At 50.2% G+C, this 22,069-nt stretch carries 19 protein-coding genes and 1 pseudogene; 17 read left to right on the forward strand and 3 right to left on the reverse strand.

Translation table 11 applies throughout. The features are described 5' to 3' along the window. The first annotated feature begins 54 nt into the window (after positions 1-54). The 6 genes from R2K26_RS00445 to R2K26_RS00470 all read left to right on the forward strand — a co-directional run bounded on the left by R2K26_RS00445 (position 55) and on the right by R2K26_RS00470 (position 5,438). Positions 55-1,410, forward strand: a complete 1,356-nt coding sequence (locus R2K26_RS00445; protein WP_316518043.1) for a YcxB family protein — start codon at positions 55-57, stop codon at positions 1,408-1,410. 119 nt (positions 1,411-1,529) lie between these two features. Beyond that, on the forward strand, positions 1,530-2,234 hold the full coding sequence (locus R2K26_RS00450) for a 5'-methylthioadenosine/adenosylhomocysteine nucleosidase (RefSeq protein ID WP_316518045.1): 705 nt from the start codon (positions 1,530-1,532) through the stop codon (positions 2,232-2,234). Between the two features lie 33 nt (positions 2,235-2,267). Continuing rightward, the gene (locus R2K26_RS00455; protein ID WP_316518048.1) at positions 2,268-3,425 is read left to right on the forward strand and encodes a glycoside hydrolase family 27 protein; all 1,158 of its coding nucleotides are present in this window, start codon (positions 2,268-2,270) and stop codon (positions 3,423-3,425) included. Further along, complete coding sequence (locus R2K26_RS00460) at positions 3,425-3,628, forward strand: hypothetical protein (RefSeq protein ID WP_308449887.1); 204 nt, start codon at positions 3,425-3,427, stop codon at positions 3,626-3,628. Before R2K26_RS00455 ends, R2K26_RS00460 begins: the two co-directional genes overlap by 1 nt. Positions 3,629-3,729: 101 nt before the next feature. Beyond that, positions 3,730-4,578, forward strand: coding sequence for a YhfC family glutamic-type intramembrane protease (locus R2K26_RS00465; protein ID WP_316518052.1), 849 nt, complete (start codon positions 3,730-3,732; stop codon positions 4,576-4,578). Then, complete coding sequence (locus R2K26_RS00470; RefSeq protein ID WP_316518055.1) at positions 4,575-5,438, forward strand: GNAT family N-acetyltransferase; 864 nt, start codon at positions 4,575-4,577, stop codon at positions 5,436-5,438. Before R2K26_RS00465 ends, R2K26_RS00470 begins: the two co-directional genes overlap by 4 nt. Before the next feature lie 57 nt (positions 5,439-5,495). On the opposite strand, the gene R2K26_RS00475 is transcribed toward R2K26_RS00470, so the two are convergent. The 3 genes from R2K26_RS00475 to R2K26_RS00485 all read right to left on the reverse strand — a co-directional run bounded on the left by R2K26_RS00475 (position 5,496) and on the right by R2K26_RS00485 (position 9,236). After that, entirely contained in the window at positions 5,496-8,054 is a 2,559-nt protein-coding gene (locus R2K26_RS00475; protein ID WP_316518056.1) for a hypothetical protein, read from the reverse strand. A gap of 21 nt (positions 8,055-8,075) precedes the next feature. Continuing rightward, positions 8,076-8,729 (reverse strand): lysoplasmalogenase family protein, encoded by a 654-nt coding sequence (locus R2K26_RS00480; protein WP_316518058.1) that lies wholly within the window; start codon positions 8,727-8,729, stop codon positions 8,076-8,078. Positions 8,730-8,846: 117 nt separating this feature from the next. Beyond that, entirely contained in the window at positions 8,847-9,236 is a 390-nt protein-coding gene (locus tag R2K26_RS00485) for a hypothetical protein (protein ID WP_316518059.1), read from the reverse strand. A gap of 672 nt (positions 9,237-9,908) precedes the next feature. Between R2K26_RS00485 and R2K26_RS00490 the strand changes: the two are divergent. The 11 genes and pseudogenes from R2K26_RS00490 to R2K26_RS00540 all read left to right on the forward strand — a co-directional run. After that, a pseudogene (locus R2K26_RS00490) lies at positions 9,909-10,043 on the forward strand (MFS transporter); the annotation flags it as partial. Positions 10,044-10,352: 309 nt separating this feature from the next. Beyond that, positions 10,353-12,005 (forward strand): glycoside hydrolase family 32 protein, encoded by a 1,653-nt coding sequence (locus R2K26_RS00495; protein ID WP_316518062.1) that lies wholly within the window; start codon positions 10,353-10,355, stop codon positions 12,003-12,005. A 17-nt stretch (positions 12,006-12,022) separates the two neighbouring features. Beyond that, positions 12,023-13,207, forward strand: a complete 1,185-nt coding sequence (locus R2K26_RS00500; protein ID WP_316518065.1) for an alpha/beta hydrolase-fold protein — start codon at positions 12,023-12,025, stop codon at positions 13,205-13,207. Positions 13,208-13,448: 241 nt separating this feature from the next. Beyond that, on the forward strand, positions 13,449-14,429 hold the full coding sequence (locus tag R2K26_RS00505; protein ID WP_316518067.1) for a LacI family DNA-binding transcriptional regulator: 981 nt from the start codon (positions 13,449-13,451) through the stop codon (positions 14,427-14,429). A 473-nt stretch (positions 14,430-14,902) separates the two neighbouring features. Beyond that, the gene (locus R2K26_RS00510) at positions 14,903-16,441 is read left to right on the forward strand and encodes an ABC transporter substrate-binding protein (protein WP_308449879.1); all 1,539 of its coding nucleotides are present in this window, start codon (positions 14,903-14,905) and stop codon (positions 16,439-16,441) included. A 180-nt stretch (positions 16,442-16,621) separates the two neighbouring features. Then, a complete protein-coding gene (locus tag R2K26_RS00515) occupies positions 16,622-17,569 on the forward strand; it encodes an ABC transporter permease subunit (RefSeq protein WP_316518069.1) in 948 nt (315 codons plus the stop codon). 146 nt (positions 17,570-17,715) lie between these two features. Beyond that, positions 17,716-18,483, forward strand: coding sequence for a carbohydrate ABC transporter permease (locus R2K26_RS00520; protein WP_316518071.1), 768 nt, complete (start codon positions 17,716-17,718; stop codon positions 18,481-18,483). A 17-nt stretch (positions 18,484-18,500) separates the two neighbouring features. Beyond that, the gene (locus tag R2K26_RS00525) at positions 18,501-19,406 is read left to right on the forward strand and encodes an MBL fold metallo-hydrolase (RefSeq protein ID WP_316518073.1); all 906 of its coding nucleotides are present in this window, start codon (positions 18,501-18,503) and stop codon (positions 19,404-19,406) included. 37 nt (positions 19,407-19,443) lie between these two features. Continuing rightward, positions 19,444-20,223, forward strand: coding sequence for an alpha/beta hydrolase-fold protein (locus R2K26_RS00530; protein ID WP_316518075.1), 780 nt, complete (start codon positions 19,444-19,446; stop codon positions 20,221-20,223). A gap of 17 nt (positions 20,224-20,240) precedes the next feature. Beyond that, a complete protein-coding gene (locus tag R2K26_RS00535; protein ID WP_316518077.1) occupies positions 20,241-21,083 on the forward strand; it encodes a Nif3-like dinuclear metal center hexameric protein in 843 nt (280 codons plus the stop codon). 20 nt (positions 21,084-21,103) lie between these two features. Further along, positions 21,104-22,060 carry an adenylylsulfate kinase gene (locus R2K26_RS00540; protein WP_316518079.1) on the forward strand — a complete coding sequence of 319 codons (957 nt, stop codon included), beginning with the start codon at positions 21,104-21,106 and terminating at the stop codon, positions 22,058-22,060. Positions 22,061-22,069: the final 9 nt, after the last annotated feature.

Consider the following 22,069-nt stretch of genomic DNA (forward strand, 5'->3'; position numbering starts at 1 on the left):
ATGACAATAATTACTGTGATGCGTACGCACCGTGTACGCAGAAAGGACGCATACATGACAAATCAAAGAAAAAGCATGCGCTTTATAGGCTGTCTGCTGGCAGTTTTCATGCTGGCAGTTGTTTTTTGTCTGCCGGCTTTGGCGGACAGCGCATCATCGAACACATACACGATCCCGGACACGAACATGACCGTCACAATCCCCGAGGGCGCGACGGTGCTTTCCGTCGACACCCCGGCGGGCGATGCCGCGTGGAGCAAGGCGGGCATTTTGGACGCGAGCGAGAAGATCAAGGAAATGCAGAAAAACGGGACCACGGCGGAGATTATTGCGGCAAACGGCGATACCATAGCCGTAGCGGCGAAAGCTTCCAATTACGCGAACTCCGTTTTTAATCTCAATAATCTGGATGAAAAGGGCAAGAAGGACTTTTTGAAATACATGGAGCCGTCTTCCATGGACGGCAGCACGACCGGCACCATCACGTGGTACGACCACGAGCAGATTCCGTTCTTTATGATCGACATCTGTGCGGAGAATATCAAGGAGGAGGGCCCCGTGTACGAGCGCCTCTATGGTACGCTGTACGACGGCAAGATTGTTTCGTTTGACCTCTTCGGCGATACGAAAGAAATCTCGGAGGAGACGGACGCATTCATGCGCGCCGTGGTCGATTCCGCCGTCATCTCTGCCTTTGCGGAAGCACCTACGATTGAAAACGGTTTGAGCAGACAGAGCGCTGTGACGCTCGGCGCAGTGGGCGTGCTCATTGTTCTGCTCGTTGTTTACTTTGTGACGGCGCACAGCCGTAACAAGCGTGAAAAGCAGCTTAGAAAAGAGACGGCGGACCGCCTTGCGGAATACCGCCGCTCGAAGCAGGACGATGAATCCGTCGGTACGGGCGCGTTGCGTTTTGTAAACGAGACCGACCACGACGACGCGGCAATCAAGACGTTCGCGAACTATCAGGCGTATCACTTGCAAATTTTCATGCCGGTGTTCACCGTGATTTTAAGCGTCATCGCGCTGTACGTCGTGTGGCAGCTCGGCAATTTCGACAGCAACTGGTGGGTCATGCTACTGCTTATCGGCTTTGCGATTTACAGCCTTTATAAGCTTGCGACGGCTTCCACCAACACAGCAAAGGTGCTTATGCGCTCCTACGGTAAGCTGCGCAGCCGCCGCGCCGCGTACTATTTCTACGACGGCGACTTCCGCATCACGGGTTTACAGGCTTCTAACCTGCACCCGTATTTCCAGATCAGCCGTATGTATGAGACGAATGAATATTTCTATATGTATTTCGGCGAGGGCAATACGTACTTTATCCGCAAGGACGGCTTTAAGCAGGGTGATGCCGATGCGTTCCGCACCTTTATGAAGGAAAAGCTCGGCAAGCGCTTTAAGTAAAAGCAACAAATAAACAACAAAATAATAGGAACGCGCAACAAATGAAAATCGACTGCGCGGGCTTTATGCGGTATAATGGGGGCGCTTTGAAAGCAGCCCCGAAAGAGAGGATTTCTTACATGATCGGTATTATCGGAGCGATGGAGATTGAGGTCGCGGGCATCACCGCGGCGCTGACAGACCATAAAACGGAAACGCTGTGCGGCGTTACGTTCCACACGGGCAAGCTGAACGGCACGGACGTCGTCGCCGCAAAATGCGGCGTGGGCAAAGTGAATGCGGCCATGTGCACGGCGGCGATGATCCTCAACTACGCGCCGTCCGTCATCATCAACACGGGCGTTGCGGGCGGCATCGGCGAGGGCGTGAAGATCGGCAATATGGTCGTTGCGTCCCACACCGTGCAGTACGATTACGACACCACCGCCATCGGCGAGCCGAAAGGCTTTGTAATGATCGGCAGTGAGGGCGTTGTAAAGCTGCCGACGAGCGCAAAGCACAACGCGGTGCTCGAAAAGTATGCCGAGAAGATTTACAACGGCGTGCACACGGGCGTCATTGCGACCGGCGACCGTTTTGTGGCGGATCCCGCCTTCTGTTTGCAGCTGAAAACCGAGTTCGGCGCAATCTCCTGCGAGATGGAGACCGGCGCTGTGGCACAGGTGTGCGCGGTGAATAAAACGCCGTTCTGCGGTCTGCGTGCCATCTCCGATAACGCGAACGACGAGGGCAGCGTCGATTTTGAGACGTTTGCAAAATCCTCTGCGGAAAAGTGCATCGAGCTTTTGAAAGATGCTGTGGGTGAGCTGAACGAAGTGCAGTAAGACAGTTTGGTTTAGAGCGAAAGGAAAGAATGTATGCAGAACAAATATCTTGCCATGACCCCTCCAATGGGTTGGAATTCATGGAACACCTTTACATGGAACATCAACGAAGACCTCGTGTGCGGCGCAGCAGACGCTCTGTGCGCAAGCGGCCTTAAAGATAAAGGCTATGAGTACGTCGTCATCGACGATTGCTGGAGTCTCAAGCAGCGCGACGAAAACGGCCGCCTTGTGCCGGATCCGGAGAAGTTTCCGCACGGCATGAAGGCTGTGGCGGACTATGTGCACTCGAAGGGCCTCAAGTTCGGCATGTACTCCTGCTGCGGCACGCACACCTGCGCGGGCTACCCGGGCAGCTTTGAGCATGAGTTCGTAGATGCCGAGACGTTTGCATCCTGGGGTGTCGATTACCTTAAGTACGACAACTGCTATAAACCGAAGCACATGGACGGCGAAGTGCTCTATAAGCGCATGTCCCTTGCGCTGCGCAACTGCGGCAGAGACATTGTGCTTTCCGCCTGCAACTGGGGCAACGAAGACGTGCACAGCTGGATCAGAAGCTCCGGTGCACAGCTATTCCGCTCCACGGGCGACATTCAGGATAACTGGGAATCCGTAAAGAACCTGTTCCTCTCTCAGCTCGATAAGACGGCGTTCAGCGGCCCGTACTGCCACAACGACATTGACATGCTCATCGTCGGTATGCACGGCTCCAGCAACAACGAGTTCATCGGCAACATCGGCTCCTGCTCCGACCTCGAATACCGCTCGCACTTCGCACTGTGGGCCATCATGGGCTCCCCGCTGATGATCGGCTGCGACGTGCGCAATATGACCGATGTAACGCTTGAAACGCTCGGCAACGAAGACCTCATCCGCATCAACCAGGATATCGAGTGCCGCGCGCCGTACTGCATCCGCCAGTGGAACAACCCGGAGAACGTCATGGCGCTCGTAAAGCCCCTTTCCGACGGTTCTCTTGCCATCTGCTTCGTAAACTTCGGCGATAAAAAGAGTGAAATGTCCCTGCAATTCTGGGATATGGGCATCTCTTATGCGGAGAACATCGGCCTCTCCTTCTACAACTGCTACACAAAGCAGGATGAGGGCAAGTTCGCCGAGCGCTACGTGGCGCAGGTGGAGCCGCATGACACCATGGTGTTCATTGCAAAGCCCGTGAAGCTGAAATAATGGCAAACTACAAAACCTGCCGCACCTGCGGCGCACCGCTCCACGATGACGATATCGCCATTTACCGCAAGCTCGTCTACCGCGGCGCGGAGGACTTTTTGTGCATACAGTGCCTTGCGGATTATTTCAAGTGCCCGAAAGAGGAAATTGAAAAGCGCATCCGCTATTACCGCGAAAGCGGCGTGTGCACGCTGTTCCGCTGATTCTATCCCGTAAATTAACACCGCCGGAGGATTTTTTTGCCTTCCGGCGGTTCGGCGTTTTCATTTATAAGAAATCCATTTCGCAAAAAGGAGATACCACTATGGCCGATACCATATCTGTCAGTATCATCATCACGTTTGCAGCAGAGCTGCTGTTTTCGCTTGCGCTGCCCATCCTTGCCCTTGTCATCTGGAAAAAGAAGGAGGGCACAGAGCTCCGCCCGGCGTGGATCGGCGCGGCAGCCTACTTTGTGTTCGGCATGGTGCTGGAGCAGCTCATCAATGCCGCTGTGCTCGGCACGGGCAGCTCCGCCGTTTCCACGTTCCTGCTCGGCCACCCGTGGCTTTACGCCGTGTACGGCGGTCTTTCGGCCGGCATTCTGGAGGAGACCGCACGCTTCCTCGTGTATAGAACGATGCTGAAGGACAGCGTGGGCCGCGAAAACGCGGTTACGTTCGGCATCGGCTTCGGCGGGCTCGAGTGCATCATGGTGCTGGGTCTCACGGTGCTCTCTACGCTCATGATGTCCATCTCGTTCAATAACATGGGCGCAGAGGCGTTTGCCGCGCAGTATGCGAACTCGGAGTACCAGATCGTCCTTGAGACCATCGCGGAGATCAATGCCATCAGCCCTCTTGCCGGCGTGATGAACTGCGTGGAGCGCGCCGCGGTGTTCGCACTGCAAATTGAACTTTCCGTTTTGATGTTCGGCGTGGTGCGTTCGCAGAAATTCTGGCTGTACCCCGTCAGCATCCTGCTGCACGCGGCTGTTGGCTTCCTCGCAGCGCTGTATCAGACGAACGTGCTTACCTCCGTCTATCTTTTGGAGGTGCTGCTCGTTGTGTACGCCGTGGCGGTCTTCTTCCTCGCGCGCAAGGTCTACTGTGAGCTGCCCATGGAAAAACCGCGCGAGCTTGACCATTTCGGCAGAGTGATTAAGCGCAAATGAGTTTAGAGGTTAAAGCCTGTGCCGCACTTACAGAGCCGGAGCGTGCAGAAATTCTCGCGCTGCAAAATGAAGTATACAGCGGCGAAAATCTAAAGAATACGGTCTGGCTGCAAACGGAAAGCCACTTTGACCGTACCGTACCGTGCTTTTATCTCGGTCGTGAAAACGATGCGCTCACTGCATTTTTGTCACTGTTTCTGCCGACGCAGGAGGAGGCCGAGGTAACGGCGTTCACGAAGCAATCCGCGCGAAATTGCGGGCAATTCACGGCACTTTTGCACGCCGCCGCAAAGGAAATGCAGGTGCACGGCGTGCCTGATTTTTTGTTTGACCTCGAGCCGCAAAGCGAAACGGGAAAGGCGTACCTCAAAAAGCACTTTCCGAACGCCGTCCACAGCCACACGGAATATCGCATGACGCGCGAGCCGGCGGTTTTCCCACTGCCGGAAAACATAACCGTAAAGTGCGTGACGGGGGAGACGCTCGCGGACTATCTGTCCGTTTCCCTGCGTAAATATAAAAATTTTGAAGCCGCAAAAGAGATGCTCCTCGCCGAAAATCGCACGGCGTATGTGCTGTATGTAAACGGTGAGCCCATCGGCGTGTTTGACCTCGCGGGGGAAAAAACGGACGAAACGTTGTCCCTCTGCGGCGTGGCGGTAAAAGCCAGTGAGCGCGGCAGGGGCTACGGCAAACTCCTCATGCGCGCGGCGCTGACCGAAGCCAAAAACGCGGGCAAAGGCATCGAGCTCGACGTCGATTCCGAAAACCCGCCCGCCTTAAATTTATACCGCTCTTTCGGTTTTGCGCCGACCTTTGAAGTGGAATACTGGCGTGTGTCCGTGCACGATTGCCTGTAAAAAATGACCCCCGCACTCTCGTGTGTTAACGAGAATGCGGGGGCGTTTAAATTTAACTTATTGCACAAAAAGCCGCACTTTTCCCGTGATGCCGCTCGCGGGCAGTGTCATATACGTCGAAAAGAAATCCTGCATACGCTGTGCAAGCGTGTTGCAGACGAACACTTCTACGTCGTTTTCGCCCGCTTTTACGGCTTCCGTAATATCCCAGCGGTATGGGCGGCAGATGCGCTGCCCCATGTCCTTGCCGTTTACGAACAGCCGTGCCGTTACGCCGACATTTTCAAATTCAAGCTCTACGTGTGCCGCATCGTTTATGTTGAGTTTTGTCTTATACCGCATTTCGCCGGAAAACTCCGTTTCACCGTTTTTGCCCGTGATGTTAAAAAGCTTCGAGCTTTTACGGAACGGCTTGAATTCCGTCTCCTTGCCCGTCTCACGCAGGTCAATGTCCCACAGCGTCTCAATCTCCGTCCTGTTCAGACCCTCGGATTTATCCGGAAAGCCTGCCCATTCATCTTCCGTAGCGCTGCCGAAAATGAGGATCACCGATTGCCCCGCTTCAAGTGCGAGCTCGACTGTGCCGTCTGCCGTCTCGCCACGCGTATAGACACCGTTTAACAGATCCGCCGCGATGTATTTGCCGCTGACGGGCAGCGAAAGCGTCTCCTGTACCGCGTTCGGCGCTTCGTTGAAAACAAAGAAGCTTGTCGCTTCGCCGCGCGTGAACTTCGCAATGCGCAGCAGGTGCTCCTTTACGTTGTATTCGTGCGCGAGGCCGCTTCCCTTGACGTGCGCTGCAAGCTTTTGAAGCGGCACGATCTCGTTTTCACTGATATTCACGCAGTCCGGTGCGTAATCGACAAAGAATACCGGCACGCCTGCGTTTTTGAGCGCTTCGCAGATTTTTGCAAAGCGCTCCGGCAGCTTTCTGCACGCCGGCACGATAAGGTATTTGTACCCGCGTCCAAAGCGTCCGTTGTTCTTTTCCGCCGTCTCCAGATAATCGAACGGCACGATGTCGTAGGAAATCTGCGCGTCATAGCACGCTTTTGCAGGCTTTTGCGTCAGCATGGCGCTTGATTTGTCCATCCACTCCGCTTCCGCGTGGTATAAAATTGCGCCGGAGGCTTCCATCTCTGTGCCGTACAGATAGTGCGCCGCGCGGTTCACGTAGTGCATCAGCTGCGTGAAGCCCGCAAACTGCGGGTCGTTGCCGTCTGCGCCAAAGTGCGGCGGACAGTCGCGGTCGGGGAAGAAATCGTCAAATGCGTGCGGCACAAAGTGGTTTACGCCGCGCACAAGCAGGAAGTCCATCAACCATTTCATGACGTTCGCGCCTTCTGCCCAACCGTATGCGCCGAACACCTCACACATGGCGCGGCCGTTCATGTTCGGATTTTGCCGCGCGTGCGAAGCCGCAAGCTGCCCCAAAACGTAGTGGAAGAATTCGCCGTCCACCATGCCGCCCGAGACGAGCGCCGCCGTTTTGTAGTCGGCCATTCCGGGCATTACCTGGTGCAGCACAATGTCTATGCCACTCATGTCCTGCCCGTCGAGCCCGCGGAAGTAATGTCCCGCACTGCACCCAAGACGCGCGTGCGCGTTCATGTCTTCAATCAAATGCCCAATGTATTGCACACCGTGCGAACGGCACCAATCGCCGAGCTGATAGGAGAAATTCTCTTTCCAAAGCAACGTCACGGCGTCCATGTACGCAAGGCGAATTTCCGCGGTCAGCTCGTCATGTGCATACCACAAAATCGGCAGATAGAGCGTCGGCTCGCCGATGCCGTCTTTTGCCATGTGCACGGCGGCCGCGTCGCGCCACGGCAGCATCACGCCGGGCTGACCGACCGAACGGTTATAGATACCGGTGTCGTACCCCGTCATGCCGAAATGCGGCGCGTCAAAGCCCGGCTCATCGGAGAAAAATCCCGCGAGCGTGTTGCCGAAATACTTTGCATAGTGGTCGTAATGCGGCTCGTACACGGCTTCAATGAGCTTGTGCACCGATTCTTTTGAGAGCATGTCGATATAGTACTTTTTGTTTTCTTCGCCGCTGAACGTCTCAAACACGAAAAATACGCGGTAAAGTCCCTCGGGCACACTGAAATATGCGAATTTATCCTCCGGCTGCACGTCAAGCTCAATCGGTTCGCCGGTCAGCTCTTCATCTTTGCCCGTGCGGCGGAACAGCACGGCGGAAACGAGCTTTTCCTCCGGCGTGTGCATTGGCGCCAAGACGGACGCTTCCGCCATGGGCCCCATCACGTCCACATGCGATTCCCGCAGGAATTTTCGACGCAGGTTCAGGTCTTCGTGCTCTAAAATACCGTTTGCGTAGCCCGTCGGGAAATGCTTATCGTCGAGAATCCACACGCGCATGCCGCGCTTTTCGGCTTCCGCCAAAATAATGTCCATCGTCTTCCACCACGCGTCCTCGCAGAAGTGTTCATACGGGCGCGATTCCACACAAAATGCGCGGCAGCCGCTCTCATAGATCTTCTGCACGCGTGCGGGAATCTCCGCGTCGTGCCCGTCGTGCTGCCAGAAAAATGGCAGCAGGTAGTTTTCCGTTTTATTTTCCAGTATACTTTTCAAAATTGGTTCCATTTAAATTCCCCCAAAAGAGTTTTACAAATAAAGTTGTATCGACGCCATCGCGTACACGGCGAGGTAATATAGGATCAGCGCACCGTTTTTCTGTGTGCCCGTAATGCCGCAGATGAAATCCCGCGCAACGAACAAGTCCGAAATGCAGAACGCCGCTGCACCCAACGCGAACAGTATCCACTGCGGCGAGACAGCAAACGGCAACGTGCCCGCCATAGCTGTCATGAACGAAAGCACGAGCGGATACAGCACCATCGGGAGCAACATAGAGCCGAGCGAATGCAGATATTGCCGGAAAATCAGCGCAATGATGCCGTAAATAATCAAAGCCGCAACGACCGTGCCCCACCGAAACCCGCCGAGCTGTGCAATATACCCGATAAGCACAAGGTGCGCGAGTCCGAACGAGATCACGCCGAAGCGAAAATCGCGCTCGATGACAAAATCCGCGATGCAGCAGAATAAAAGCGCCAAAGCGAGCAGCCACGCGTTCGCCGGGCGATTAAACAACACGATGCCGAGCACCACCGTGATGACCGCTACGAACGTTGCGCCGCACTTTGCGGCTGAGCGCCACATCGTGCTGCCGAACAAGCGCGTGGCATTATAGATGTAACAGAACGAGAGCATCATCGGCAATGAGATGAGTGGCCAAAGCACACGAAACACGCGCATAAAAACGCCTCCTTTTCCACAATTATAACAAACGTCCCCGCAAAATCAAGCAAAATAAAAGCCGTCGGCAGAGGATCGGCAAAATCCACTGTCGGCGGCGTGTTGACTTGTCAAATATTACCCATGAAAGCCGTAGCTGATGCACCAGAAGACGCACACGACGGCAAGCACGATGCACTGCACGATGAGCAAAGCACGGGAAATGGTGCGCTTATTGATGCCGGAGTTCGGGGAGAAGCTCCAAACGGCAGCCATGATAAGTCCCAAAACCGGAACGAGCTGGATGAGGAACATCATCACGCACTCGGAAACGGAAAGCGCAATAGTGTTTTCCGGCAGATATTCCACGGCGCGGCCGGGTCTGGAGGAAGCCTGCACAGCGTTATCATACAAAACCGGTGTTACGCCTTGGTTATAAACCGTTGCGCAGGGGGTCTCGATATCGGAACGAATTCTTTCCGGGTCTCTCGGCTGTATATTTTTTGTATAGGTTTCATTGAGCATCATAAAAGGTCTCCTCCTTATAAAACTGACGGTTCAAGTAAAAAGTGTTTTTATCTCGCGGACATATTTCCGCGTTTCTTCCTGTATACAGAATAACATGAAAAGGGCGTTTTATCAAGTATTATCTAAAAAAATGTAAAGTTTATTGCGCTGCTTACGCTTTAAATGCTTAAATTGTTCACAGGATATACGCAATTTGTCCGCGATGCAAATACACTTTGCAACTTGATAAACCCGGTAATTCATGCTATTTTAAAATTGACCTTATTATACGGCAATTTTTGAGAAAGAAGGAAAAAATATGCAGCTTTGCAGTGTAAAAGCTCCATGCAAAGTCTGACCCCGGGCGGGTCCGCATGGAGCGCTTAGCCGCCCGCAGACTTTGCATTTTTAACACGAATTTTTTATTTTTGTTAAGAAGGAGCAAAGTCTCATGCAATTTCATTTTAAAAATTTCAAAAAAAGTTTTCTGCATTCAAATTTTCCCCGAAGCTTTGGGATAAACCCGCGCGCACGGCATTAGGCCCGTTTCTGCGCCTGTGGTCCACGCAGACGTTTTCCGCGCTCGGCAGCTCTATGACAAGCTTTGCGCTCGTCATTTGGGCGTATGAGTAAAGCGGCTCGGCGCTCAGTACCGTCGGCGTGCTCGTTTTGCTCAGCACCGATGCGCTCTGTGTGTGGTGCGTGGGCGCGGTGCTCGGCTGGCTGCCCATTCCGCTGATGAACGCCAACTTAGACGTGCTGTTCCGCACCCACATTCCCGTGAAGATGCAGGGCCGCGTTTACGCCGCGCGCAATTCGCCGCCATTTTAATTCTGCAGAGGGGAGCTTTGTCTTGCCGAAAAGATAGGATAATAGCAAAATTCTTAGGCGGAACAATACTGCATGATTTAATGATATTTTGCGGTAGGGAGCCTTTCCTTTTTATAGTTTATAAACAGCTTCGTATTAAAACTGCATAATCCTTTACGGGATAATTTGACAGGGATTCCAAAGTTGAGATTAAATGTTGACAAAATGGTATGATATTGTTAAGATTACAAGTAAGGAAAGCGTTTGCGTACTAATTGCGCAAATCGTGCAATCAGTACAAATATGGTTGATATGAAAGGGGCGGCTATGCGGCAAAAAACAATAACGGCAGACAAAAAATATCTGTTGATCCCGGTTGGGAATGTGAAAGGTTGGACGATACCGGCAGAGTCTATACAGTATTTGAGTATCTATCAAAACGGGAGCCTTGTGGAAGAATATGAAGTGTGCTTGGATGCTTCACCGCGTTGCTGGTCCTGCCTGTATTTGGAACGGTATGCGGGTGAAACATTGGAATTGCGCCTTGAAGGCGGAGACGAATCACTTATCGAGCTTTTAGAGGTTTCGGATACGCTGAAAGATGCGGATACGCTTTACAGGGAACCGATGCGTCCCCTTGCGCATATTACGCCGATGCATGGATTTATGAATGACCCGAACGGTCTGTTTTATTTGAACGGTAAGTATCATTGTTTTGCACAGCTGAATCCGTACGGTCTTGGTGTTGGCAATACGCATTGGATGCACATGGTAAGTTCGGATCTTATGCACTGGCAAGAGCTGCCGTATGCGCTGCTTCCGGATGAAACAGGGCGTATGTATTCCGGCAGCGGTGCGGTAGATCTGCAAAATACCTCCGGACTGGGAAAAGACGGGATACCGCCGGTTTTTCTGTTCTATACACCTGCGGGCAGTAAATCGCGCTGGAGCAGGGGAAAATACTTTGAAATCGCCGCGGCAGTCAGCACAGATGGCGGGATGCACTTTGAAAAATACGCGCAGAACCCGATCGTGCAGCATATCGCATATATGAACCGCGATCCGAAGGTTGTGTGGGACGAGCAGAACCAAAACTGGGTCATGGTGATCTTTTTGGACAATGATCGCTATATGTTCCTCTATTCGGATAATCTGCTGCATTGGGAACAGGGAGAAACGATCAGGATACGGGGGAGCGCAGAATGCCCGGATCTGTTCAATTTACCGATCGACAACGATATGACGCAGAGAAAATGGGTGCTTTGGGGCTCTACGGATAACTATATGATCGGTCATTTCGAGGGGCGTCATTTTGTTCCCGAAACGGACGTGATTGAAGGTCCCACGCATCGGATTGATTCAGCATACAGCCTGGAGGCGCGCTCAACGGGCGGATATGCGGCGCAGACTTTCGCGAACTTGCCGAACGGACGCGTGATTCAGATCTCGTGGATCCGGACAGTCGTTTCTCAGGGACCGTTTTCAAGTTGTTTGAGTATACCGAATGAACTGCGGCTTGTTTCAACAGAGCAGGGACCGAGGATCACGGTAAAGCCGGCTGCGGAGGTGAAAGTCTTGAGAGAATGCAGCTATTCGTTTGTCGGACGCGGATTGGAGGAATTTGAACGTATCCCGCGAGAATACCTCGGTGAAGCGATGGATATGACATTCAAATTCAGTATAAAGCCGGATAAGCTGATTGCGTTTTCCGTGCGCGGCGTGCTGATTGTATATGATCCGAAGATCGAGCGCCTTTTGCTGCCGGTGGGAGCATATAAGCTTGCGTTGAAAGACGATACGTTCGAGCTGCGCGTTGTGACGGACCGCTGCTCCGTTGAACTTTACGCGGATGACGGAAAGTTTAACCTAACGTTGGCGACGGTACCGGACCCGACCAATATTTCGATACTTCCGGTCTTGTTGGATCCGGGTGTCGGGATAGATTTTGAAGTTCACAAATTAAAAAGCATGTGGGAATAATAAGGAGGCTACATTTTATGTTTGAAAAGGAAAGCTTTTATCCGTCAGCTGCATTGAATTGTGCAATCACAGATACCTCGGTCAGCTTTGATCCGCAGCTTCCGCTCGGTAATAAAGCAGGAACATCACTGAGTCCGGAAAGTGACAGATTGATTCCGCCGGGCATTATGATGTTAAAGGGCGGAAAAATGCGCCTGAACTTTATGGCGCCGGGGGCACAAAGCGTTACGGCAGAAGTACACCGTAAGATCTATACATTGGAAAAAAGCGATGACGGCGTTTGGAGCACGGTTGCAGATGGCGGCTGCGGCGGATTCTGCCCGGTCGTATTCCGTGTAGACGGCGCGGAGGTGCTCAATCCTATGGCGCCTATCGGGTTTGGCGCTTCAAGACCCATAAACTATGCGGATATTCCGCAGCTGGAAGAAGACTTTTACCTGTGCAAAGATGTTCCGCATGGTTCGGTCGTGCAGGAATATTATTATTCTGCAGCGACGGGAACGATGAAGAGCTGCCTCGTTTATACGCCAGCCGGTTATATGAAAGAGACTTCCGGCGAATATCCGGTGCTGTATCTGCAGCATGGTCACGGTGAAAATGAACAGTGCTGGGTACATCAGGGGCGCGTGAACTTTATTATGGATAACCTGATTGCTGCCGGAAAAGCGGAGCCGTGCATCGTGGTTATGAATAACGGTATGGTGCAGAAGAATGAAAACGGCGTACGTGTATTGGATCAGACGAGGATTGAGCGACTTCTTTTGGAGGACTGTATCCCGTTCATCGAATCGCATTACCGTGTGCGAACGGATAAATGGAGCCGTGCCATGGCGGGTCTGTCGATGGGATCCATGCAGACCAGCATCGTGACCATGAAGCATCCGGATATGTTCGGGTATGCCGGCGTATTCAGCGGATTTGTCGGTCCATTCAATAAAATAAGTGCAGAAAAATCTTATATTCAATTGTTAGATGACCGTGAAAAATTCACGCAGTCCTTTAGAGTGTTTTTCCGTGCTTGCGGAGACGAAGATCTTGTTGCGCTCGAGCGATTCAAAGCGGATCGTGCGTTGTTTGAAGAAAAGGGGCTTGCGCCTGCAGAAAACTCGGTGCATGTAGAAAAAATGTATCCCGGTGAACACGAGTGGAATGTCTGGCGCATGTGTCTGCGTGATTTTGCTCAATATTTGTTTCGTGAATGATACTTTTTTCTTTGAATACCAATAAAAATCGGGATGCAGTTGCGCCGCTAATCGCAATTTTGTGCCGTGTAGGTATGGAATGAGCTGCAGCCCTTGTGAAAGCGTATGAGGGAAAGTTGACATGACTCCGGGTATATGATAATATAGTATTATTATATATTACATATTGCATTAGTCGGTCAAATTCTAATAGGCACGGCATGGAGTAGCTGGAGGTTTTGATATGGCAACACTCAAGGATGTGGCAGAGAAGGTCGGTGTATCCATTACAACGGTCTCTCGGGTTATGAATGGTCGGGGAGCGATCAGCCGGGAAACAAGAGATAAGGTTTTTGCGGCAATGAAAGAACTCAATTATTTTCCGAATGAGATGGCTCGTTCGCTTGGCAATAAGTCCAGCCACTTGATCGGTTTGATCGTGCCCTATATTGATCACGCTTTTTTTGGCATCCTGACAGCTGCTATTGAGGAAGCCTGCTATAAATCCGGGTATAAGCTTTTTTTCTGCACATCCGGCGGAAACCCAAATCGAGAGCGTGAGCTTTTTACGATGCTGTGTGCGAACAATGTTGCAGGCGTTTTGGTTTGCAGCCGTATTACGGATGAATCTCTGTATATGCAGACGGATGTACCGATCGTTACCATTGAACGCATGATCGAAGACGTACCCTCTGTTTCCTGCGATAATTATAAGGGCGGTGTACTTGCGGCACAAGAGCTGCTGCTCGCAAGCGGCTGTAAGTCACCGCTCCTATTCGGCAACAGGATTATATCGGATCAGCTTCCGGCATCTCTGCGATACAAGGGGTTTCAAGATGCTTGTGCAAGGAACGGCTCACCTTGTTCGGAGTATTATATCGACGCAGAGGACCTGTTTGGAAAAAACCTTGGTGAGGATGTTTACAAAGCCTTAAAGCAATTTCCTGAAACAGACGGTATTTTCGCGACCAGCGACGTTCTTGCAGCGCGCATCATGAACACATTGAATGATGCGGACGAAGCCGACACTTTTGGTCGTATCCCGGTCATTGGGTTTGACGGTGTTGACATTTCCGCTTATTGTGAGATCAGCACGATCGCGCAGCCTATACGCCAAATGGGTGCGCTTACGGTGCAGATACTGATCCAACGCATAAACGGTCAAATTGTCCCGGAGCGTTCTATTCTTCCGGTTTCCCTTATTCGCCGTAAAACTTCGGGTCCGAGTTTTGTGAAAGCATAGGCATTGAACACGTCATATACGTAAAACAAAAAATCGTATGATTTTAGACATCGACCTGAGGATCGATGTCTTTTTTTATGTTTGCTAAAAAGCAAAAAAGATTTCCCGGTCATGTAAGAAGAGATATAACCGGCCTTGCTCACAGATCCGAGAATTTGCGGACTGAAAAGAGGCTTTACCGTTATCGGAAAAACGAGGGAAAGCATATACTTACTTTGACAAGTGTAAATAATGCATTTGTGAAACCGTTTGCATACTCGATAAAGTGCTAATTCTGCTAAGAAATCTTTGAAATTCTAAAGTTAAATGTGCCGCTATAGTGCAAAATCACAATATATACAAAAACACGATGAAAACTTTGGTACAAAATTTGTTGACAAACTATAAACAACGTGATAATATTACAGCATAAAGCAAACGTTTGCGCAAGTATTGCGCGAGCGGGGAAAAACAAAATTTAACGGAGGTACAAAATGTCAACGAAAAAGATTTTGGCAGTTCTACTGGCGCTGTTCGTCCTTGCAACTGCAGTATCCGGCTGTGGGAACAGCGGGAGCAGTTCTGCAGACAGTCAATCTGGAAGCAGCGCGACATCTGAAAACAGCGCCTCTACTGAGGATACAGCCTCTACAGACGGCGAAGTTCCAACCATTTCCCTGATGGTTGTCTGTGGCACGACGCCGCCGGATGCAGATGCGGTTGCGGAAAAGCTCAGCGAGATTACACGCGAAAAGATCGGCTGCAACGTTGAGTTTATTACGATGGAGATCGGCAACGTTGCCCAGCAGCTCAATCTTCTCCTTTCCGGCGGTGATGATACACTCGATGTATTCATGGCAGGCATTTCCGTTCCGTACAGCACAATTGTCAACAATGGTCAGGCCCTTTCGCTTGATACACTTATGGAGCCTTATGCGGAAGAAGTGAAAACAGCTCTTGGTGAAAAAGTGTATGAATCCGGTCGTGTCAACGGCGAGCTTTACGGTATCGGCCGTCTGCTGGATCAGGCCTCCACAACTTGCTACAACCTTCGCCGCGACATTGCCGAGGAATTCGGCTACAAGAACGGCGATAAGGTTGACCTTGCGGAGCTTACCGAGCTTTTCGGCAAGGTCCGTGAGAAGTATCCGGATACACCGCTTATCGGTCCGATGAATGGCGTACCGAGCATTGGAGATTCCCGAATCGATTCTCTTGGCAACAAGCTTGGTGTTCTGGACAACTACGGCCAGGATACCACGGTTACGAATTATTATGAGAGCGCCGGCTATGAGGAGCTCGTAGGCTACTTCAAGCAGTGGAAAGAGATGGGCTGCTACATGGCGGATATTCTGAATGTCACAGATGCGCCGATCGATTACATCCCGTCCGGTAAGGCATTTGGCTGCTTTGCAAGTCACTTCAGTGCCGAGATGAACGGTATCTGGTCTTCTCAGAACTTCGGTACCGATATCGCTTCCCTCCAGATCTATGAGGATGCGGTCGCGATCACGCCGGGGGCCTATGAATGCATCAACCCGGCCACGAAGAATCCGGAAGCTGCAGCAGCTCTTATCTACTTGATGGCAACCGATCCCGACGTTGAAAATCTTCTGATCAACGGTATTGAGGGTCAGCACTATCAGGTGCTCGAGGATAACACGGCTACATACGTTGATGGCAAAGACATTTCTACCACAGGCTGGTGCCTTGGTTATTCTTGGACGGCATTAAACTCTACGATTTCCATTCCGTTTGAATATCCTGCAGATTATTACGATCGTATGCTTGCAGCCAACAAGAATGCACAGCAGTCCAAGGCTTTTGGTTGCCAGTTCGACCTTACAGGCGTTTCGGATGCGGTCTCCGCTTGCACGAATGTCGTGAACCAGTATGAGAATGCATTATCCGGCGGTGCCGTCGAAGATTTCGATGCAACGCTCGCACAGTTCCAGCAGGGACTTCGTGATGCCGGTATCGATGAGATTGTTGCGGCAAAACAGGAACAGCTCGATGCATTTCTGGCAGGCTGATTCTGAAATAAAATGATATAATTATAAGGCTGGGTCTGCTGCATAAACTAGAAATATGTACGCAGACCCGGTTCTATTTCGGAATAAAGCGTCGCCGTAAGGCTTATATGCGGTTTGTTCCTCCCCGGTATCTATTTCATTTTCAGACATGTATCAAACGGAAAGACAAGAGGTAATAAAATGTCAAATTCTACAAGTCAGAATAGACAAGGGAAAATTAAGAAAAAAGGCAGCTGTACACGCAATCTCCCGCTGTATCTTTTGATGATTCCCGGTCTTCTTTATCTTATCATCAACAATTATCTGCCGATGTTCGGCCTGACCTTTGCATTTAAGAAAATCAACTATACAGTCGGTGTGTTTGATAGCCCATGGGTGGGTCTGGATAACTTCACCTATCTTTTTAAGACAAGTGACGCCTTTGTAATCTTCCGCAATACACTTTGCTATAATCTGGCATTTATCGTACTCGGTACGATTTTGGCAATCGTTGTGGCGATTTTCCTTGAGCAGGTACGCACGAAAATGCTGCGTGTTTATCAGACGAGCATTCTGATTCCGTATCTTCTGTCCATTACGGTTGTCAGCTATCTGGCATTTGCATTTCTCAGCTCGGATAACGGTTTTATCAACAATTCAATCTTAAAGCTGCTCGGTATGGACGAGATCAGCTGGTATTCCTCGCCGAAATACTGGCCTTTTATCCTCACGTTCATTTATCTGTGGAAAAGCTTCGGCTATTCGTCTATCCTCTATTTTGCGACTCTGATCGGCATCGACGATTCTTATTATGAGGCGGCGGTTATCGATGGTGCTTCCACATGGCAGCAGATTCGTCACATCACGCTCCCGTGCCTCAAGACCACAATCATTACGTTGGTTATTATGCACATCGGCAGAATGTTCTATTCGGATTTCGGTCTGTTTTATCAGGTGCCGATGAACAACGGTCTTCTGTTCAGTGTAACAAACACAATTGATACGTATGTTTACCGCGGACTCCTGCAACTCAACGATGTTGGTCGTTCCTCGGCAGCCGGTTTCTTACAGTCTATTCTCGGTTTTGTTCTGGTTATGATTACGAATATGATTACGAGAAAGATCGATAAAGAAAGCGCGTTGTTCTGATTATACGGGAAAGGGATGATACTATGATTACCACAAGTAAGTCTGCTAAAATTATACCGCATATTGTTCTGATAATCTTAACGTTGGTGTGCTTGCTTCCGCTCTTGCTCCTGTTGATGGCATCCCTCACGGATGAACAAACACTTATGCTGAACGGTTATTCTTTCTTTCCGGAAAAGTTCAGTACGGATGCTTATACGTATATCTTTAAAACAGGAAAAACGGTTTTGCGCGCGTATGGCATTACATTCTTTGTCACGGCAGTTGGTACGGTTTGCAATGTATGCATGACGGTATGCCTGTCTTATCCGCTTGCACGCCCGGGCCTCAAAGGTCGAAATGCAATTGCATTCTTTGTGTTCTTTACGATGCTTTTTAACGGTGGTCTCGTGCCGACGTACATTATGTATTCGCAGTTCTTTCATATTCGCGATACAATCTTTGCCCTTTTGATCCCAAGCTTTTTGATGAGCCCGTTTAACGTAATTCTGATGCGCAATTACTTTAAAACGAATATTCCGGATGCAATCATCGAAGCCGCAAAGCTGGACGGCGCAAGTGAACTGCGTACGCTCGTCAACGTCGTATTGCCTATGTCAACACCGATCATCGGAACGATCGGTCTGATGTCCGGTCTGGCTTACTGGAACGACTGGACGAACGGTCTGTACTACCTTGTAAAACGTACGGATCTGTACAGTATTCAGAACGTTCTGACGAATATGCTTAACAACATTCAGTTTCTCAAAACCGCAACGCAGCTGCAGGGCATCAACATTGAAATGGGTACACTTCCGAGCGTCAGTATCCGTATGGCAATCGCAGTTGTGGCTGTTATCCCGGTCATGATCGTATATCCGTTCATTCAGAAATCCTTCGTCAAAGGCATTGTCATTGGCGGCGTCAAGGGCTGATAAAAAGGGGGAAGAGCATGTCTAACTGGAAAAAATATATGGAACAAAGTGATGCTTACGCAGCATCGCTCTGTAAAAAACCGCATAAAGTCTACGATGTAGATCCTTATGTTATGGTTTTTGAAGATGAAGATGTGCCCGGTGTTTTTCATATCTATTATGATGCACACAGCAAGGGCGCAGGTGCGTGGATGCACCTGATCGTCGGACAGGAACGGGCACTGCTGATCGATACGGCGTTTGGCATCGGTGATCTGCGCGGTCTGGTTGAGACTTTGACAGATAAGCCGGTTGATGTCGTCAATACACATTTCCATGGAGATCACAGTGCGGGCAACGGCCAATTTGAAACCATTTTTATTCATAAGTACGATATTCCGTATCTGGAAATGTCCGAAAAGGCAGAGAACAGACTATTGCCTGCACCGGGAACATACCGTGAGGAGGACATTATTCCTCTGCGGTCTGCGAAGCATATTGCGATGGAGGACGGCTTTGTTTTCCGTCTCGGCGAGGGACATGAAGTGGAAGTGATTCATATGCCGGGGCATGCAGCCGGAGGCTGTATGCTGCTTGACCGTAAGTATAACCTTTTATTCAGCGGAGACGCGGTTGTTTTTACGCCGACATTGATCATCGGCAGATTTCCGGCTCCGTATTACCCTGAGTATCTTACTGTTACGGCGTTCCGCGATGCGTTGAAAAAGGCGCTTCCCAAATGCCAAAATGTTAAAAAGCTCTATACAGGGCACAGTGTACAGGGGATTTCTCCCGTTTATTTGACGGATATGATGGATTGCTGTGAGAAAATCATTGCACATCCGGATCAATACGAGACCTACGATTATGTGTCGGATCCGTCACAAAAACAAATTATGTGTGTCGGTCGTGCGATGATTGTTTATACAAATGATCGTATTTAACGCGTTTTAAAGATCTGCTTATTTTGGAGGTAAAAATATGGCACAGATCCATTGCAATTTCTTTTCGTATTCACTTTGTCACGGTGTTGATATCGAAGTGACACTTCCGTCTTTTACATCCTGCAATATGGATGACCCGCATACACACAGCCTGCCGGGGAAATTCCCGGTTGTATATTTGCTGCATGGTATGGGAAACGACTACATGGCTTGGCTCCGCTATACAAGCGTTGAGAGATACGCAGAAGAAAAAAGGATTGCTATCGTCACATTCTCTGTCGGAAACAAGGCGTATATGAATGATGATATGGGCGACAATTACTACGATTTTCTGAATCAGGAACTTCCTGAATTTGTTGAAGCCTATTTCCCGATTTCCGACAGTCCGAAGGATCGCTATATTGCGGGTCTTTCCATGGGTGGCTACGGCGCGTTGCTGCATGGCATTGAAAATCCGGACCGATACAGCGCGATCGGTGCATTATCTCCGGCCGTATTCTCGAAAAAGGATATGGAAAGCAAAAAGATGAAGGGACCGCAGTGGGTAGATCTTTACGCTGCGACAGAAAAAACTGTGACAGAGGGTAAAAAGCTGCCGGATCTCTTCCTGAGCATCGGCGACAGAGATTTTCTTTATAAGAATGTGCAGGAATACCACAAATTTGTTGAACCGATCTGGAAGAGCGGTCGGCTGCGCTACGATGACCTGCCCGGTTATGAGCACGAGTTTGCCATTTGGGATCTTGAAATCAATAATTTCCTCGACTGGATCGACAGAGGGGATGTCTACAAGAAAATGGGTGCCAACAAAGTGTAAAGCAAAGGAAGACGACAATGAAAATTTCAGAAATCATTGATAAATTAGAAGCATATCACGGACCATTGGAGCCGGAGCGCAGAACGTGCGACATCGTGCAATACGGCGATCCGGATCAGGTCTGCACAGGAATCGTGTTGTCCTGTTGCCCAACGGCAGAGGTCATTCGTAAAGCTGCTGAACTGGGGTGCAATTTAATCATCGGCCATGAGCCTCTTTTCTACGACGGATGGGACGAGACCGATTGGCTTCAGGATAACCGTGTATATCAGGCAAAAAAACAACTTCTTGACCGTCTCGGTATCGTTGTATACCGCGATCACGATCATATCCACAATCATAGACCCGACGGTATCTTTTCCGGGTTGGCTAAAATGCTCGGCTGGGAACAGTATCAGGAGACGGAAAACTATTTTCCGGGAACCGCGTACCACTTGCCGCTCACTACGGTCCGCGCGGTGGCGGAGCATGTTGCGCATACCATGCAGATTGACGGAATTCGCATTATAGGAGACCCTGAAATGCCTGTGGAGCGAGTAGCTATCGTCGGACATTTTTTCGGAACGGACTGGGACAGGCAAAATATACAGCTCATTGAAAAAATGAATTGCGATTTGATCATTCCGGGTGAGGTGATCGATTGGACAATCGGCGAGTATGTGCAGGATGCAAATACTTTGGGAATCCGACGCGCGCTGCTGAATGTCGGACACTTCAATTTGGAAGAACCCGGAATGCGGTATATGGCACAGTGGTTGCCGAAAGTGCTTGCGTGTGATCTTCCGATCCATTTTGTACAATCCGGTAACAGTTTTGGCTGGCTTTCGTTCAAAAAGGCAGAAGAAGGCAAGAGATTATAAAAATATGGAGGTAAGTAAACTTGACTGCAGATTTGATGTTGACGCTTGAAAAAGCCATGCAGGCATGGCAGCCCCCGGAAATTCCGGAAGATATTCCGCAGGGAGATACTCCGGGAGACAAAATATGGATTGGACCGCAGCAGAAAGAAAAAGCCGCAAAGATTTTTCCGGTAGTTTTACCTATGCTGCGCGAAGTTCTGGAAAAATCACCGGCAAAACGAGCGGTTATTACGGTGTGCGGTGGATCCGGCGTGGGAAAAACGGGTATTTCGTCCCTTTTAACATACTATTTAAATCAACTCGGAATCGGGTGCTATACGCTGTCCGGCGACAATTACCCTCGGCGTATCCCTTCTTTGAATGACGCGGAACGTATGCGAATTTTCCGTTTAGCAGGCATACGCGGTATGCTGGAGCAGAATGTTTATACCCCGGATGCCGCACGTGAACTTAAAGCACTGCAGGAAGCGGAAACGGACTCTGCATCGAAAGAAGCAGACAGATACCCGTGGCTGACCGTATATCAAAAAGCCGGTCGAAAGGTGTTGGCAGAATATCTCGGTTCCGAACAGGAACAGGAATTTGATGAACTGTCCAAAACGCTGACACAGTTTAAAAGCGGTGCGGATAAGATATGGCTGAAAAGGATGGGCCGCACGGAGACGGAGCTTTGGTATGAAGAAAAGGATTTTCGGAATATTTCGGTGATTATTCTCGAATGGACGCACGGCAATTGCGGAAAGTTTGACGGTGTGGATATTCCGATCCTGCTGAACAGTACACCGGCTGAAACGAGAGAATACCGTCTGCTTCGTGCTCGAGATGCGAATACAGATACGCCGTTTATTGCTATGGTTTTGGAGATAGAGCAGGGTATGTTAGAAAACCGAGCACATGCTGCAAAAATTATCTTGTCAAAATCCGGCGACTTTTTAACTTACGAACAGTTTAAGCGGCAAATGGACGCCGGTCGATAGGAGATATTG

This window comes from Neglectibacter sp. CSJ-5, assembly GCF_032490475.1.
Classification (GTDB): Bacteria; Bacillota; Clostridia; order Oscillospirales; family Acutalibacteraceae; genus Hominenteromicrobium; species Hominenteromicrobium mulieris.